The organism is Bartonella birtlesii IBS 325, from assembly GCF_000273375.1.
GTDB classification, from domain to species: domain Bacteria; phylum Pseudomonadota; class Alphaproteobacteria; order Rhizobiales; family Rhizobiaceae; genus Bartonella; species Bartonella birtlesii.
On the sequence record NZ_CM001557.1, the window covers coordinates 1,398,717 to 1,416,949 of the forward strand.

General features: G+C 36.1%; 9 protein-coding genes, 1 tRNA gene and 3 pseudogenes. 6 read left to right on the plus strand and 7 right to left on the minus strand.

Going from position 1 to position 18,233, the window contains the following annotated elements; translation table 11 throughout:
• Positions 1–43: 43 nt before the first annotated feature.
• Positions 44–367, minus strand: coding sequence for an iron-sulfur cluster insertion protein ErpA (gene erpA, locus QWU_RS06715; RefSeq protein WP_006589590.1), 324 nt, complete (start codon positions 365–367; stop codon positions 44–46).
• Between the two features lie 106 nt (positions 368–473).
• Here erpA and QWU_RS06720 point away from each other — a divergent pair, with 106 nt between their 5' ends.
• From QWU_RS06720 to QWU_RS06730, 3 genes and pseudogenes are all read left to right on the plus strand, one after another.
• Positions 474–1,670: a deoxyguanosinetriphosphate triphosphohydrolase gene (locus QWU_RS06720; protein ID WP_017196451.1), complete on the plus strand. Its 1,197-nt coding sequence runs from the start codon at positions 474–476 to the stop codon at positions 1,668–1,670.
• A gap of 31 nt (positions 1,671–1,701) precedes the next feature.
• A pseudogene (argS, locus tag QWU_RS06725) lies at positions 1,702–3,458 on the plus strand (arginine--tRNA ligase).
• 152 nt (positions 3,459–3,610) lie between these two features.
• Positions 3,611–6,094 carry an SPOR domain-containing protein gene (locus QWU_RS06730; protein WP_017196453.1) on the plus strand — a complete coding sequence of 828 codons (2,484 nt, stop codon included), beginning with the start codon at positions 3,611–3,613 and terminating at the stop codon, positions 6,092–6,094.
• Between the two features lie 164 nt (positions 6,095–6,258).
• Here the strand turns inward: QWU_RS06730 and QWU_RS06735 are convergent, their stop codons facing one another.
• Positions 6,259–6,552 carry a hypothetical protein gene (locus QWU_RS06735; protein WP_006589586.1) on the minus strand — a complete coding sequence of 98 codons (294 nt, stop codon included), beginning with the start codon at positions 6,550–6,552 and terminating at the stop codon, positions 6,259–6,261.
• A 304-nt stretch (positions 6,553–6,856) separates the two neighbouring features.
• Here QWU_RS06735 and QWU_RS06740 point away from each other — a divergent pair, with 304 nt between their 5' ends.
• Positions 6,857–7,963 (plus strand): branched-chain amino acid aminotransferase, encoded by a 1,107-nt coding sequence (locus QWU_RS06740; protein ID WP_006589585.1) that lies wholly within the window; start codon positions 6,857–6,859, stop codon positions 7,961–7,963.
• Between the two features lie 119 nt (positions 7,964–8,082).
• On the opposite strand, the gene glpX is transcribed toward QWU_RS06740, so the two are convergent.
• Complete coding sequence (gene glpX, locus QWU_RS06745; protein WP_017196454.1) at positions 8,083–9,069, minus strand: class II fructose-bisphosphatase; 987 nt, start codon at positions 9,067–9,069, stop codon at positions 8,083–8,085.
• Between the two features lie 147 nt (positions 9,070–9,216).
• Positions 9,217–10,527 carry a homoserine dehydrogenase gene (locus QWU_RS06750; RefSeq protein WP_006589583.1) on the minus strand — a complete coding sequence of 437 codons (1,311 nt, stop codon included), beginning with the start codon at positions 10,525–10,527 and terminating at the stop codon, positions 9,217–9,219.
• Positions 10,528–11,193: 666 nt separating this feature from the next.
• On the opposite strand from QWU_RS06750, the gene QWU_RS06755 reads away from it, so the two are divergent.
• Positions 11,194–11,268, plus strand: a tRNA-Glu gene (locus tag QWU_RS06755).
• Between the two features lie 2,461 nt (positions 11,269–13,729).
• Here QWU_RS06755 and QWU_RS06770 read toward each other — a convergent pair.
• The 3 genes and pseudogenes from QWU_RS06770 to QWU_RS06780 form a co-directional block, all read right to left on the minus strand.
• A pseudogene (locus tag QWU_RS06770) lies at positions 13,730–15,096 on the minus strand (hemagglutinin repeat-containing protein); the annotation flags it as partial.
• Positions 15,097–15,274: 178 nt separating this feature from the next.
• Entirely contained in the window at positions 15,275–15,754 is a 480-nt protein-coding gene (locus QWU_RS06775; RefSeq protein ID WP_017196458.1) for a hypothetical protein, read from the minus strand.
• A gap of 130 nt (positions 15,755–15,884) precedes the next feature.
• On the minus strand, positions 15,885–16,196 hold the full coding sequence (locus QWU_RS06780) for a hypothetical protein (protein WP_006589580.1): 312 nt from the start codon (positions 16,194–16,196) through the stop codon (positions 15,885–15,887).
• Between the two features lie 1,017 nt (positions 16,197–17,213).
• Here QWU_RS06780 and QWU_RS09345 point away from each other — a divergent pair.
• A pseudogene (locus QWU_RS09345) lies at positions 17,214–18,233 on the plus strand (restriction endonuclease); the annotation flags it as partial.

Sequence of the window (18,233 nt, forward strand, 5' to 3'; positions counted from 1 at the left end):
AGTGATAATTTTTTCAAGAAACAATATCGCAAAGTTATCACTTTCAAATTGAAAAACTCACACCACACCCACAAGATGAAACAGCATTGGGATTATGAATTTGAAAAGACTGTCCCATAAGATCATCAACAAAATCAATCTCAGCCCCCTCCATGAAAGGCAGAGAGAGAGAATCAATAAAAACCATTGCCCCATCTTTTTTAAGAACGAGATCATCCTCACGTTTTTCAGAAACTAAACTATATTTATAAGAAAACCCCGAACATCCACCACCCTCAATGGAAACACGTAATCCTATTTTATCAGGTTCATTCGCAAGTATCTGTGCAATCCGCTTGGCTGCAATATCTGAAATATTCACATGCATTCCTATATATCCTTGCATTAAACTATCAAGAAAGAGTATCCACAATAAAAAAGAAGTTTATTTGTATAAACCAACCTCAATTTAAAATGGGAATGGACAGCTTGCAATGGATATAAACAATATCAATTACCAATCTCGAGCGGTCTATAGTGCCAACCCACAAAAAAGCCGTGGTAGATTATTCCATGAAACTGTGAATACTACGCGATCACCTTTCCAACGAGACAGAGATCGTATTATTCATTCTAATGCGTTTCGACGCCTTAAACACAAAACGCAAGTGTTTATTGCTGATGAAAGCGATCACTATCGTACACGACTGACACATTCAATAGAAGTTTCTCAAATCGCCCGAACATTAGCCCGTGCACTCTTTCTTGATGAAGATCTTGCTGAAGCCATTGCCCTTGTTCATGACTTTGGACATACGCCTTTTGGCCACGCTGGAGAAGATGCCCTTAATGAAGCAATGGCATCTTATGGCGGTTTTAACCATAATGCACGAGCATTACGTATTGTCACAAAATTAGAACAGCGCTATGCGAATTTTGATGGACTTAATCTCACGTGGGAAACTCTCGAAGGACTTGTAAAACATAATGGTCCTCTTTTAGGTCCTTATGCGAAAAATAAAAATATCCCTATCGACATCCTACAATACAATTTAAAACAAAATCTTGAGTTAGACTGCTTCGCCGGACTAGAAGCACAATGTGCAGCTATTGCTGATGACATTGCTTACAATGCGCATGATGTCGATGATGGACTGCGTTCGCAATTTTTAACACTTGCTCAGTTAGAACAGGTTTCACTGACAGCTTCAATATTGAAAGAGATAACAGATGAATATCCACAGCTTGATCAAACACGATGTGGCTACACACTTGTACGAAGACAAATAACAAGCATGGTTGAAGATGTTATCAAACAATCACAAGAAAATTTAACACGAATCAAACCAACAAGCATCAATGATATTCACCATGCAGGACAAACTATTGTAACCTTTTCACCCACAATGGCAATTTACGAAAAAGAACTAAAAGATTTTCTGTTTAAAAATCTTTATTATCATGATCAAGTTCTTAGTCGTCGCACTGCAGCAAAATGCATTGTACAAAAATTATTCGACTGTTATTATAAAAATCCGAATATAATGCCTGAAAGTTGGTGCAAAAAAACAATACACTTAAGAGATCATGCATTAGCACGTCTCATTGCGGATTTTCTCTCAGGTATGACCGATCACTATGCTTTGCGTGAATATAACCGTTTGTTTGGCCACACAGATAATTTTATTTAATTACTTTTGAATACCGTTATGGAAGTTAAATATGAATGTCTTTAAAAATTTCGAGAAAAAATTAAAAAAATACTCGAATCATCTGATATAAAAGGAAAGAATGGAGAAGATTTAGATTTATCAAAAATTACCGTTGATCCTCCACGTGATTCTTCCCATGGCCATTTATCAACCAATGCTGCGATGGTTCTTGCAAAGTCTATTGGATTAAATCCCCGCACCCTTGCAGAAAAAATCATAAATCTCCTCAAAAATGATCTCTCTATTGAAAATATTGAAGTTGCAGGTCCTGGTTTTATCAACATAAAACTTACTAAATTATTTTGGCAAGATGTCATAAAATCAATGCTTGAATTAGGTCTTTCCTACGGTCGTATCTCTATGGGACAAGGGAAACGTATCAATGTTGAGTATGTATCAGCAAATCCAACAGGGCCAATGCATGTGGGACATTGCCGAGGTGCTGTTGTTGGCGATGTTCTCTCCAATTTGTTGCAATTTGCCGGATATAGCATTACAAAAGAATATTACATCAATGATGCTGGTCAACAAATCGAAATACTCGCTCATTCTGTGCTCTTGCGCTATCGCGAAGCTCTCGGAGAAAAAATCAATGAAATTCCAGAAGGTCTCTATCCTGGTGAATATTTGATACCATTGGGACAAGCACTTGCTCAAGAATTTGGTGATAAACTTCTCACTATTGATAACGATGAAGCTTTATCTCTTGTGAAGGAACGCGCAATTCATGCAATGATGACAATGATTCGCGAAGATTTAGCTGCCCTTAATATTTATCATGATATCTTTTTCTCAGAACGAATGCTTTATGCAGATAATGCACGTTCTATTCGTAATACCATTAATGATCTCACTTTAAATGGTTATATTTACAAAGGAAAACTTCCTCCGCCAAAAGGGCAAAATATAGAAGATTGGGAGCCAAATGAGCAAACTTTATTCCGTTCAACGGATGCTGGAGATGATCAAGACCGTGTCTTGATTAAGTCTGATGGTTCTTACACCTATTTTGCGGCCGATGTTGCTTATTTCCATGATAAATTCAATCGCCATTTTGATGAAATGATTTATATTCTAGGTGCAGATCACGCTGGTTATGTAAAGCGGTTAGAAGCGATGGCAAAAGCAATCTCTAGCAATAAAGCTAAATTAAGTGTTTTCTTATGCCAATTAGTCAAACTTTTTCGCAACGGTCAACCTGTACGCATGTCAAAAAGAGCAGGATCATTCGTTACTTTGCGTGACGTTGTAGAAGAAGTCGGTCGTGATCCAGTGCGGTTCATGATGCTGTATCGTAAATGTGAAGCTCCCCTTGACTTTGATTTTGCAAAAGTGACAGAACAATCAAAAGATAATCCTATTTTCTATGTACAATACGCAAGTGCACGTTGTCATTCAGTCTTTCGTCAAGCGAAAGAAGCTCTTCATATTGAAAATCTTTCAAATGATACAATGACCGCATATCTTAACCGATTAACAGATGACAATGAAATATTATTAATACGTAAACTTTCTGAATATCCACGTATTATTGAACAAGCAGTTATTCATAAAGAACCACATCGATTAGCTTTTTATCTCTATGACCTTGCCTCCAGTTTTCATACCCATTGGAATAAAGGCAGTGATAATCTCAATTTACGCTTTATTCAACCTCATGATAAAGAACTCTCACTTGCTAGACTAGGATTAATACAAGCTGTTATGAATATTTTAACATCGGGGCTTACAATTGTAGGAGTAGAAGTGCCAATAGAAATGCGTTGAAAAAGTTCTATAAATACATAAAATAGGTACTTTATTGATAAACTTTTTCGTATATCTGTGTCATAGGAGGGGGGAAATTGATAGTTTAGTATAACAAAATCAAAATTAACCATTTATTGCACGCAGATGCAGTTCATCATGTGAGAAAAGCTATGAGCGATAACGATCGCAAAAATCCGCACGAAATAAAGCAAAATCATGAACATCATGATCCTTTAGAAAGACTTACGCGAATTTTTAACCCGTACAAACAAAGCGAAAATCGAAATGATCAATCTCCCACACAGACTGATCAGTCGGTATCTCATTCCTCTAAAGCTTTATCCCCTGAAATTTCATCCTATGATGATTTTGATTTGTCCTTTCTAGAAGCACAACTTGAAAATGATTTAACGGATGATTTTCCCCTTAATGATCAAAAGAAACAGTGGGATTTACCCTCCCACACACCTGACCAAACCTTAGATACTACAGCGACTTCTTCTCATGTAAAAAGAAAACGTTTTTTATCTGAAGAAGAAAACTCTTCACCGATGTGTCACGATGAAGAACAAATTTTAGACGCACTCTCTCCTTTACCTATCCCAAAAAATCAATCACAGCGAAATAAAACAACATCAACCCATACTGATTCTTTTTTTGAAAAAAATGATTTTAGTATACAATCGGAAGATTTCTTTTTTGATGAAACTGATAAACACGCTCAAAAAACAGCCCTGATAAAAAACGCTGAACAAATTAGCCCTTTTTCACCAACAGTCTCTCAGGAGGAAAGTACTGCGCATATACAAAAAGATTATGACGACAATCAAAGCTTTTACGACACCTATGTAAACCATCCTTATAAAGTTTCGGTTGATCAAGAAAATCAGACTTATGAATATCATACAGCCCCCCTACTCCCCTCTACGGATATGTTGTTCTCTTCTTCTGAGTTCATTTCAGAAAAAGAAGATACTGAGAGAAATAAAATAACGAAAGATTTCACATCAGCTTTGGATTCAACAGAAAGAGGTAAACAATCTGATTTAAAAGGCTATCCACAAGAACACCGTACGAGCAATTATTCCCAGTTTTATGAAGAAGAGTCTTTACAACAAGAAGCCTATGTAGTCTCCTCAGAAAAATATCGTAATGCTCAAACCCAATACATTAATAACGCAAAGAATAACTCTGAACAAAACAATAAAAAAGAAGTGCCTTATAAACAAAATAATTTGAATGATACACATGTCTCATCAGCAACTCCTACAATAAAACAAACGGGCAATTTTTTTGCTCATAACTATACGCATCGAAGCACTCCTCCTCCAAAAGTTGATACTTATAAACTTTCAGAAGAAACCGTGGAAAAAACCGGACCAATTATGGTTCCTGAAGTTCCTTATGAAGCTCCAGAATATGATGTACCAACCGATGGTTTGAAAGAAGAATTTGCGGATATACTAAATGTTGGACATATTTCAGAAGAACGTTTTTCGCAGCAGCAACAAAACGAAATCTTCAATGAAATTTTTCATCAAACTACGTACAATCCAAGAGATTGTGCATATACAAATTCGCAAACTCAAAACGCCAGCTATTTTCCCACTGACAATATGGATTATAATTCCTCCTCTTTGACTGAAAACTCATTACACAGAGGCATAGACGAAATCCCTACGCACGCAACCACGTCTCATTCGAAAAATTTTATGGTTGGTAAAACTCTTACTAGAAGTGCTGTTATTCTCATCTTAATAGTGATTGGTTTTTTTGGTTATTCTCATTTTTTTACACCACCACAAAAAAATGAAGGCACTCCCATTATCCATGCAGACAATACACCTTTTAAATTTAAACAAGAAACAGCTGAAACAAAAAATGATGTTGCACATAATTTAGATATTTATAAACAAGCAACTGAGCAAAATGAAAAACAAGACAATACACAGCAATTTCTTATTGATAACTCTGAACAGCCTGAAAAATTATCAGAAATAGACCAACAAGAATTTACAAGTTCTTCATCTCCTTCTTTTGGTGAAGCTGAGGTTGAAGATGCCGTCACTGAAGCCATCAATCACACCATTCCAACGCGAGAAGTACAAACTGTTATTGTAAACCAAGACGGTACAATTATATTAGAATCAAAGCATCAGCCAGAAAAGAAAAACACTGATAAAGAAAAAGAGGCAATTGATCAAACAACTGTGGAGCAATTTGGAGATTCTTTTCCTGCTACTTCACACGAATCCGATATAAGTAACAAAGAAACAGAAAATGACCTGACGAATGATATTGATAAAATAATAGCGGAAAACGCTTCTACTTCTCATGTGGAAGAAAAAGTTATACCTCTTCCTTCGTATTCTCACCCAACATCACCAAATCAAGTAGCCTCACAAAATTCAGAAGGTTATTACGTGCAACTTGCATCCCAGCCAACTCACGCGCTGGCTAGGGATTCTTTAAAGAAAATGCAATTGAAATTTGCAGCTCTTATTGGTACTCGTCCTTTCAATATTCAGCCTGCTCTCATACCAGGAAAAGGAACCTATTATCGTGTTCGTATTCAAACACAAAGCAGGAATGATGCTATAAACCTTTGTGAAAGCATTAAAAATTCTGGAGGAAGTTGCTTCATCACACGCTAAATAAATAAGCAACAGCTGTTAAAACCGTTGCCTTATTTATTTTTATGAAAATTAATTTATCAATTAACTTCAAAAGTTAACATCTCTTCTCTTAAATTCTTCTTTTCCATAGATCTGAGAAAATCGTTGTCTATCTAGTGTTGAATTGATCCTTTTCAAAGATTTTATTCATGAGATAAAGGAGCCCCCTGTCCCTTATAGCTATAAGGGACTGTAATTGTTGAATTAGGATCTGTTTTTATACTTGGTATTATTTGACCTGATTTTGTTGTATTATAATGAGATAGACGTTCAGGAGATTTCGCAAAAAAAGATCCAAAAAATCCAAAAATAAGCCAGATAATAAAGAGTGCAAGAAGAATGGCAAGAATGCCTTTACCAATCGAATTACGCTGTTCACGCTCTTTTTTTTCTGCAGCCATACGTTCCTCGTATGTGTGGTAATTTCTATCAATCATAGTAAAAATTCCTTTTCTCAACTCCCCTGCCTTAAAGTTATAAGATATGCATATATGACATGATCCAGACAGTTCCCTTGAAAAACGACAAATATGTATAAAAGTTCCTGAGTTATTTAATAATAATTGAGAAAAAGGTGCATGAAAACAACAACAAGAAGGTATCTTAATAGTCTTTTCTCTTAATCCTATAATAAGGCATTGACATAAATGATTTGCTAATAATAAAGTTATGATGAAAGCATCTCGTTATTTTTATAATAAATAATATCCAAAAATAAAGCATACTCCAAAGGTTTTACTGATGAAATCTCCTACATTATCACTTCCATTAAAAATCGAACAACACACATCGCCCCTGTCAGATGAGAAACGTGAAGAAATTCTTAAAAATCCTGGTTTTGGTCAATTTTTTACAGATCATATGTGCACCATCCAATGGACTGAAAGCAAAGGTTGGCATAACGCTATCATCTCTCAATACAAACCTTTGGAAATTAGCCCTGCAAGTGCTGTTTTGCATTATGCGCAAGAGATTTTTGAAGGTCTAAAAGCATATCGTACCAAAGATGGACGTATTTTGTTATTCCGTCCTGATGCCAATGCAGAGCGTTTTATAACATCAGCAAGACGATTAGCCATGCCTGAATTACCAAAAGACATTTTTTTAAATGCTGTTCATCAATTGGTAAAAATTGATCAAAAATGGGTTTCTGGAAATCCTACTGCTAGCCTCTACATACGCCCTTTCATGTTTGGTAATGAAAACTTTTTGGGAGTTCGCCCTTCTAAAGAATATATTTTTTGTATCATAGCATCTCCTGTTGAATCCTATTTTAAAGGAGAAGAAAAGCCTGTTAATGTATGGCTTGAAACAGATTATAGCCGTGCTGGTCCTGGTGGCACAGGTGCTGCAAAATGTGGTGGGAACTATGCAGCAAGCTTACTTGCACAAAAAATTGCAGCTGAAAACAATTGTAGCCAAGTACTTTTCTTGGACATGGTGGAACATAAATGGATTGAAGAACTTGGTGGTATGAATGTTTGTTTTATTATGGCAAATAATACACTTGTAACACCTGTACTTAATGGTACCATCCTTCCTGGAATAACACGCCATTCTGTTTTACAGTTAGCTCAACAAATGGGGTTAACAATAGAAGAGCGCCCTTATTCTTTTGCATCACTCAAAGAAGATGCACAAAATGGCCATCTTAAAGAAGTTTTTGCTTGTGGAACAGCAGCTGTTATCACATCAATCGGTCGTTTCAAATACAAAAGTGGTGAGATCATTATTGGAAATGAGATGGTTGGCGAGGTAACAAAACAACTTCGCACCCATCTTGTTGATCTTCAAAAAGGCAATAGAGAAGATAAAAATGGTTGGATGCATTCTGTAGAACTCTTATAAAATAAAAATATATCTTTTAAAAACCACCAATCCTTCCACGAGGGTATCTTTTAGAATTTCCATGGAAGTATTTTTTCAATTTGCTTTTTATTTTCTAAGAACGACAGAAAAAGAGCGTATTAATAAAATTTTGAATAATCTCTATGCTGTGCTTTAATATTACGGATTGTACCTGTATGTGAACGCATCACTAGAGTTTCTGTCTGAATATAACGGGAGGTAAACTTAACACCAGAAAGCATATTACCGTCCGTTACACCTGTTGCAGAAAATAACACATCACCCTTTACCATTTCTTCCATGGTATAAACTTTATTAGGATTACCAATCCCCATTTTAGCCGCACGTGCAATTTTTTCATCCGTATCAAGCTGCAAACACCCTTGCATCTGTCCTCCAATACAACGTAAGGCAGCAGCTGCTAACACACCCTCTGGTGCTCCACCAATCCCCATATAGATATCAATACCCGTTTCTTCTGGATAAGTTGTATCAATAACAGCCGCAACATCGCCATCACCAATTAAACGAATTGATGCACCTGTTGCTCGCACTTCCTCAATCAGTTTTGTATGGCGTGGCCGATCCATCATACAAACAGCAATCTGACTAACAGTCACACCTTTAGCCTTTGCAAGAGCATGAATATTGTCAGCAGGAGAAGCATCTATATCAACAATCCCCTTTGGATAACCAGGACCAATAGCAATTTTTTTCATATAAACATCAGGAGCATAAAGGAGGTTACCTTTTTCAGCAATGGCAATCACAGCCAAAGAATTAGCAAGATTTTTTGCACAAATCGTTGTTCCTTCAAGTGGATCCAGTGCAATATCAATCGCCAATCCATTTTGAAAACCTACTTTCTCTCCAATATAAAGCATAGGAGCTTCATCGCGCTCACCTTCACCAATCACCACTGTGCCATCGATAGGCAACCGGTTAAGTTCCTGACGCATTGCATCTACAGCAGCTTGATCGGCAGCTTTTTCATCACCACGCCCACGCCAGCGTGCAGCTGCAACAGCAGCACGTTCAGTTACGCGTACCAACTCAAGCGTTAGAATACGATCAAGTCCATTTAAAGTCTTCTCAGTTGCGAGCATATAAAAATCCTACTGAAATAACACTAGCAACGAATATTAGCACTGATTGCTCAATATTAAGAAGCAAGCTTTTGGTAAAGATGAAAACTTTCCACAAAAGAAAAATATTTAAGCTTTTCTTACCATTCCAAAACAAGATTATTAAAACTACGCTATAGGTTCTATACGAATGAATTGTGATTTGGCAACAAGATGGCCATCTTTTTCAATTGCGGCAAGCGCCTGTCGTACATTCACTTCTGTTGTTTCATGGGTTATTAAAATGATTATTTTCACAACCTGACTTTCTATAAAAGGCTTTTGAACAATTGACTCTAATGAAATATTATTATCAGCCATATGCCTTGCAACTGCTGCAAAAACACCAGCGCGATCATGAACATTCAAACGAATAAAATAACCACCTGCATGGTGAGAAATACGTGCCCTTTTGTGAGGAATAAGCTCTAATGCTGGTTTTCTTAAAACAGGTGCATATTGAAAATGAGGACATGCTTTTGCTATATCAGCCAAATCAGCAATAACTGCCGATGCTGTTGCATCCCCCCCAGCGCCAGGACCAGAAAACAATAATTCACCTAACAAATCACTTTGAATAGAAAGAGCATTCGTTACACCATGAATTTGTGCAAGCATTGATGATGATGGTACCATTGTTGGGTGAACACGTTGTTCTATTCCAGTATCAGTTTTTAATGCAACCCCTAAAAGCTTAATCCGATAGCCCAGTTCATCAGCCGCACGAATATCAATCTGCGAAATATTGCTAATTCCCTCAACATAAACATCATCTAACGAAACCGCGGTTCCAAATGCCAAACTTGTTAATAAAGCTAATTTATGAGCGGTATCATTGCCTCCAATATCAAAAGTTGGATCAGCTTCAGCATAACCAAGCCTTTGTGCATCTACCAAACAATCTTTAAATGAAAGACCTTCCATAAACATGCGTGTTAATATATAATTGCATGTTCCATTGAGAATGCCATAAATCCGCGATATCTGATTACTGACAAGTGATTCTCTCATCGCTTTGATGATAGGAATTCCTCCTGCTATAGCAGCTTCAAAATGTAGAAACACGCCTTTTTTTTCTGCATTTATAGCAAGCGCTACTCCATGCCGAGCGAGAAGCGCTTTATTGGCAGTAACAATATGATGTCCCATCTCAAGCGCTTTTTTTACAGCTGCATATACGACATCTAATTCGCCACCAATTAATTCAACAAAGACATCAATCTCATCAGAAGCTGCCATTTCCACAGGCGAATCAAACCATTTTACATTACTTAGATCAATCCCACGGTTACGGCCTTTATCACGCGCACTAACAGCAACAATTTCTATTAAACGTCCACATTGGCAAGCCAAACTATCAGCTTTTTCACGTAGAATTCTAACAACTGAAGTACCAACCGTACCAAGACCCGCAATGCCAACTTTTAAAGCTTCTGCCATTATCTAAATACTTACCCTTAAGTTTTCTCTGAAAAATATTAAAATAACCTACAAACTAATAGCAAATACTGTTTATAATTTTGAATAAAATCTAAAGAAGTTCCCTTACTCTATTTAAACCAATTCTTTCTTTTGTACAATAATAGCATTCATTTAAAAAAATTTCTAAGAACAAAAAGATTTACCTTTTTTAAAAGCTAGGAATCTCTATAAAATGATCAATTTAGAGAATGAAGACAACATGGCATCAAAAACTTCCAAATCACTAACACTACATCCCTTTTTATATATCTTTCAAGCAACAGCAATATAAAGAAAAAATATTTATACATAAATTCAACTGTTATAGACACTCTCAATGGGGACTTGCAAAGCTACAGATGTAGATGTTATCAGCAAATTATATCAAAGAAATAGCCTTATTTTTTAGCCAAAATAAAAGCTTTTTATAAAAAACTTAACAAACAAAGCATAAAATAGTCAGCCTTCATTCTTTTATCAGATTTCTCAATTCACTCATGTAAAATGGAGAAAAGCCGTTATTTATTTTTGCTTTTTAAAAAGAGGTATCTAAAAATTATTCAATAAAATATATTTTTTTAAAAAAAATCGCATAGAGGGCTTGCGAAGTAAAAAGATCCTCTCTATAAGCCTCATCATTGGTTTGCGCCCATCGTCTAGCGGTTAGGACGCCGCCCTTTCACGGCGGAAACAGGGGTTCAATTCCCCTTGGGCGTACCATGTTGTTTTTTAGTGTACACAATATATTGATTTTATATATCTTTTTTAAAGTACGGGATACGTGGATAAAAGTTAGGGAATAGGATTTTAACATTTCTCTACAAAGCGCATCTTCTTTTGTAAAAACTGTGCGAATTTTTAATAAATATATCAACAATTTCATAGTCTAAGTGATCAAAAGAGTTTATTACAAAATTCCTACGACAAACTCTCGCTTCTTTTCTCGAAAGAAAAGCGATCTTTTCATCTAAACCATATAGTTCTATGATCTTTTCTTCCATGCCAACCGGCACAGGCTTTTTTCCAATCTCTATAGAGATAAAACTGCTATAAAGCTTAGATATATCTAATTTTCAGCCATATCTAAAAGGCGTTCTAAGCGATCAATGTGCGTTTGTGTAAGACTTTACCAAACGGCGTTAACATCTAAAAAATCTTTTAGAAAAAATAATCATTTCATCTTTATTCTAACAAAAATTTCCAAATTTCTTTCTCAATCATTACGAATCAGAATTTCTGTTCGGGATGTTTTTTTGCCATACCCACAAAATCATCTTCAACAAAATTCCCAGAGCTATAATATTTCTTTTGTAAAGAATAAGGAGGATCTAAATAAAATAAACTGTCTGGCGTATAAAAAAGCCCGATACCACGCTCCCGTGATAAATTTAAAACGTTGTATCAAACAATTTTTTTCTAACATGTCTCATCCTTACTAAAAGCTTGTCGGGATTAAACTCTGCCATCCATTTTCTTCCAAAGCTAAATGAATGAAATCTTGAAAAAAAATAATCGTTTGAAACTGTCATAAGAGTTATAGATTTTAATTCATTAAGAACGCATAAAAGAATTTTAAAAAAGATGATTTTATAATCACGGTATTTTTTACCAGAGTAGAAAATAAATGTAAAAGAATTCATAATGTTATATCTTATGATAATTAAAAGCCTTTTAATGCTATATACAAGCAAGTATCAATAAACGTTTTAAAAATTATAGTTTAAAAATACGAAACCAAATGAGGTTAATCTAAATTTGGATTGAGTGATTTTAATTCCCTTAAATTTTAGGACACCTATTGAGACAATAGATAAGTAAGTAAATTTCAAAAGGATTGTAATCATATCATAAAGGTACGGAATTTTACTCAATTTTGAGTCAAAAGCGACAATGTTTAAAGATAACGCCTCTAAAGTTGGATGGTTGACCTTGCCAACCAAAAAACAGACCAGCTTATTTGCAAAATAAGTTACATTTAGTGCAGAATGTTATGAAAAGCTGTCACTTAATACACATTTACTTTGATTGTATTGATATGAACTTAATAAGCATTTTGATCATGTTCTTTGTTTAAAATGAACTAATTCAAAATAAGTGCGTTATTCTTAATATGTTTGATAGCAATTAAAAGCGTTTATAGTCTCTCTTATTCAAATAAATGCTATCAAGATCGTACCCATCATTTACGTTCCTTTTGATAAGTTTTAATCAATAGAGCTCTTGTAATATTAATACGTTTTGTATATACATGGTTCATTACTCCACTGTAGATGATTTTCACTTGAATCTTTCGGAAACAATATTTGAAAGCTGCGTTATATCACTGGGCACGGCTTTCTTTTTTGGTTTTCTCTTTTACGATGCGTTTATATTCATAAGAAAAGCGCTTCCCTCTCTCGTCTGTCATTTACTCTGTTTAATCAAGAATCTTGATAACATTATCGCTTTCATAAACTTCACAACTTTTTAAAATCAACCTTACTTTGCTTTTTTTATTAAGTTTTGCATTGCCATATGCCTTTCCCTAAATCTTGACACAATATGAGATCTTGGCATTCTCATAAACAGAGCCATAAACCTCAAAAGAGTCATCCACACTAGTAGTGGCATAGAGCCTGCCATAAATCTTGCACGACCATTAATAACGGCATAATTATAAACCTTGGCACGCCTATAAATCCTTGTATAATTAAACACCACAGTATCATAATAAACATGGGCATTGTTACAGACACACAGGCATTATCATAAACCCAACAACTCCCCTCATGAGATGAATTATTTCCATTTTCAATATAGCCACCAAGGTTACTTTTTGCATATCATCAAAATTTCTTAAAAAGCACGAATGCGAGTTAAGAAATGACCATCTATATATTCATAATCATCAATAATTTCGTATTTTTTTACAGGATCTTGCTTTATTAACAGATGCGGTTTTATTTGCAATGTTAGAGATAACGGAAGTGTTTTTTACTACAGTGTTCATAACAAACTTTTTATGGTTAAATACTTTTCATTTTCCATCCTAATGGCTTATTATAAACTAGCAACACATTGATTTATAATAATTTACTGTTTTTTATATTGAATTAATCACCCAAATATCATAAGTTTCTCTCATTTAAAATCTGTTTATGTTGAATCAATCAAAACAATTTTCTTACACATCATAAACGGAGCTGGTGCCCTTTTCAAACTGAAAACCAAAACCTGAGCGCTCTTCTTGGCTGTTTGACTTATGGCTATTATGACCAGGTAAAACATTGATATCATGGGCGATCGAAACATGAATATTTTCTTACGCAGAAAAATCAGAACCCACCACATTCACATCTTTTTGCGTGGCATTAATGTTAAATTGCCATCCGCATTCAGAGAAGAGCCTTGATGTTCAAAACTCTCTTCATTTTTTGTTTTTCCCTCACTCCCATATATCGATGCAAAGCCCTTGCCTGAACCCACACCAAAACCTGTTTCATGGGTTTCTGAATGGCTCTTATGATGATCTGTCATGCCATCAATCGTCACGCTTTCTGCACTCACATTGATGTTTTGACCTGAAAGCAGATGAGAAGCAGTAATTGTGGTCTCTTTTTCTGCTTGCAAATCAACATTGCCCGTTGCACCCAAAATAGAAGAAACCGTTGTGCTATGCGATTGAGAGCTATTGGAGGATTTCTCGTGTAAAAAGCCACTTTCTGAAGATTGTTGTTGCTGATCGTAGTGTTCTTGCGCGCCTTTTATGAGAATATTTCCACCAGAGTGAATGGTAATATCCGCTTTTACCTGTTCTTCTGGTGTTTTTTCTGCCTGTGCGTTTTCTCCCAGTGTTTTCTCTTGTTTGCCAGCAAGCAGCATCGAGCCAATGATTGTTGTATCTTTTTCCGATTCAAGGGCAACACCTTTGCCTCCAGTGATGAGCGAACTCTCAACTTCTGTCGCATCAATCTTGTTATGCTCGGATTTGCTGCTACTAAATGTTCCACCCTCTTTATGATACGACATCTCGTAGTGTAAGCTATTTTCTGCATTGGTGATCAGGATATCATTGCTGGACTTCAACCCCACCTTGCCCTCAGCAGCAATGGAACTGCCCGTGATGCTAAGGTCATGCGCCTTTCCATCCTGCCCCGCAACAACCGTGGTATCACCCCCAGATTTTATCGAAGAGCCAACTGCATGAGAGGCTTGCATATCCACTTTAAGATTGTTGTCCTGAAGATGATATTCCATCTCATCTTCTCTTACCCCTATTGTTATTTCTCCTTTCGCGCCAAGGCCAACATTGCCCTTGGCATCTATATCGGAAGCAGCAATATGGATATCTTGATCGGATAGGACCGTGGTATCTTTTCCAGAGCTTAAATGAGAGCCATTGTGTAAGGCGACATGGGAGGTTTGCCCATCCTGCGTATGATTGTCCATGCTGTTGCGGGTAGCATCAATCGAAACATTGCCCTCAGCTTTTAAGAGAAGATTATCCTTTGTTTGAACATCAGAGCCTAGAACATTGAGATCTTTTCTAGAGATAAGCATCGTCGAGCCTTCAATGGAAATCACTCCAATGGCTTGTATCTCAAAATGTGCGTTCCCCTGTAATGAAACCTTCCGCTGTTTGGCTAGTGAGTTAATCAACGACTAGATTTAACATGTCACCCGCTTAAATAAAGAAGGGTATTATTTCGATACCCTTCATCATTCGTACTTTTATCCAATTCCCTCTTTAAGAATGGTTAGGACGCTTTGATGGTCGCTTTTGTAAAGCTTTTTTTGTTTGCTGACGTTTTCTTTCATTTTCAAAATGAGCTATCATAGCTCGTTCCTTTTTGCTCGTATTGCTTAGGCCAAAAGTGTCGTTATCCATAAATTGTTGATATCCAGCTATCATGAGATCGGTTAGGAACGAATCACTTTTCGGAGGTTGTGTAAAATAAATTCCCTTTGAATCCTGCAATTTATATCGGAAGCCTGCTTTTTTCATGCATTCATAAACTGAGGAAAATTCACTCGCATACGAATTCATATCACTAGAAGAAGCATAAACCGGTTTCCAGCCACATTTTAAAAGTGATTGTTCAATTACAACCCGATCTGTTTCAGGCTTTTCCCATAAAGCCAAAGTCGATGGGGGAGGATTGCCTAGCTTACATCCAGCTGTACTTAACAGAGCCATGCAGCTCAATAATTTTAAAATTTTTTTCATTTCTCCCCTCTCTCAATGGATTGATTTACGATAAAAAAGTTCATAAGTCTGTTGACATTTTTTGTTACCATCATTTAAAATAATAGTAAATAATATTGAGATGGTGGATTGAGGCAACAATCCTGCCATTTCAAGCGAAAACGAGTATGGAGGATTGTCTATCATCACCAGCAGCAAGCTTAAGGTAGGCATTTATCCGCATTTTACACCTTTTACAAAACAGGTTATTTAAGCGCTTTTCAACGCTTCTTTGAGGAATAACAGCATCAGGCTGACAAATGGGAAGGTTTTTCTCTTTAAAATTTTCACACCACCCACTTCTCCCTTCATAATGGAATCCTGCCTGAATCATACAAACATCAATCGTTGCATTCTCATTTTTGCTTAGCTTTTGAACATCATTCTCAAGATAATTAAGTCTCGGCAGACCACATTCTAGCAATGCTTTTCCTACCTCAGTAAAATCTGCTTCTGATTTCTCTCACACAGTGAAGTATCCTGCAGGAGGTTTATTAAACTGACACCCAATTATAACGAATAAAGCTATGCAACTCAATAATTTTAAGGTTTGTTTCATTTTTTACTTCTTGAAAGGACTTGCCAAAAAATGGGAAGATCCATATACATCTTGACGTTTTGGCCCCGCATCTCCAAGACAAGTACGAGGATTATAAAGATCGGTGAACATGTATCATATTTCTCTCAACATCTTGCTGCCAGCAAGTACTGCCTCATAGGTAAAGTCATTACCACCAATCCATCTGCTTAAAAATCATATCTATGCTCATCAAAACCAACAGTGGTTTGTTTGCCATCACTCACATAGCTTATCAAACCTGATACAGCCAAAATATTAAAGACTGGTCCATAGAAATTGATATTCGTATTGCTAGCTATCCCGTGCACACCTTCTTATTTGGAAAAATACAGCATATTAAACAAAGAATTGATTGAAATTGCTTTGGGAAAAGAGTTTAATCAGTTCCTTTTAGGGCCTATATTATTTTTTTAAATGATAAAAAAATTAAAAACATTATATTTCAAGTGGTTAATGTCTTTAAAATATAACTCATATCAAAAGTACAATCTTTAAAGATAACCAATGATGTGAATTGATTAAAACTTGTCAGTTTGTGTCAGTAAATTGAACTGACAAAAGTTACCCTTTCAATGCTTCATAAAACTTATCAAAATACTCATTCTGATATTTTAAAGCCCATGGTACATTTGTCATGATGAACACATCAAATAAACAGCAAATTTCACTATTTTGCTGGTCTGATCTCTCTCATGGGCTGTGGATAAACAGCCTTTAAAAAATCTTTTGAAAAAATTTATCCGCTTTTTAGCATTTTCCGCATTTTTCACACTATTCATTCAAAATGGATTTAATAAGCTGCGTTTTGATTCTTTTGATAAGAATTAATCCAATAATAAGAAAACGGAGCTCTGTTGTAATATGCCTCACTTTCATCATTATGATAATGAACATGTCACCTTACGCTCTCTGTTGGAATATTATCGCAAACAAGCTAAATCACCCCGTGAATTGGGAACATTGTTTGAAAATCTTGTCATGGCTTATCTTATGCATGACCCTCTCCATTTTGGACGATATGAAACGGTTGAGAGCTATTATGAATGGGCAACAGAGCGCGAAGGTTGGAATAAAAATGATATCGGCATTGATCTGGTAGCAAAGCTTCGTCATCAAGAGGGATATGTGGCTATTCAATGTAAGTTTTATAAAGCTGACCATCAGATCAGTAAAAAGGATATTAATAGCTTTATCGCTGCCTCTGGAAAAGACATCTTTAAATATCGTCTTCTTGTCGATACCACTGAAGTGGAATTAAGTGACAATGTGAATGCCATGATCAAAGGACAAGCGATACCCGTTTATCGCATTGACCTTCGTCATATGGAAAACAGTCGTATAGACTGGAAAATATTTGCAACGAAAAAAGAAATTGTTCTGAAATCAACAAAAGAGCCTCGTCCCCATCAAGAAGAAGCCATCAAGAAAATCTGTGAAGGTTTAAAAGAAGCAGACCGTGGCAAGCTGATTATGGCATGTGGAACGGGTAAAACTTTCACAAGCCTTAAGATAGCAGAGACCATAGCAGGAAAAGGCAAGCGTGTTTTGTTTCTGGTGCCTTCTCTGGCTTTAGTCTCGCAAACGATCCGTGAATGGACAGCCGATGCACAAGTCCCCTTGCGTTCTTTTGCTGTGTGTTCGGATACAAAAGTAGGCAAGCGTCGTAAAAATCAAGATGATATTGTTGGCATGGAAACATCAGATCTTGTTCTCCCTGCTACCACGGATGCACAAGCCCTTGCCAAAGAAGCTTGTGAAACCTCACAGATGCAATGACGGTCATCTTTTCAACCTATCATTCTATTCAAGTGATTTCGGATGCACAAAAAGACCATGGTTTACCCGAATTTGATCTGATTATTTGTGATGAAGCGCATAGGA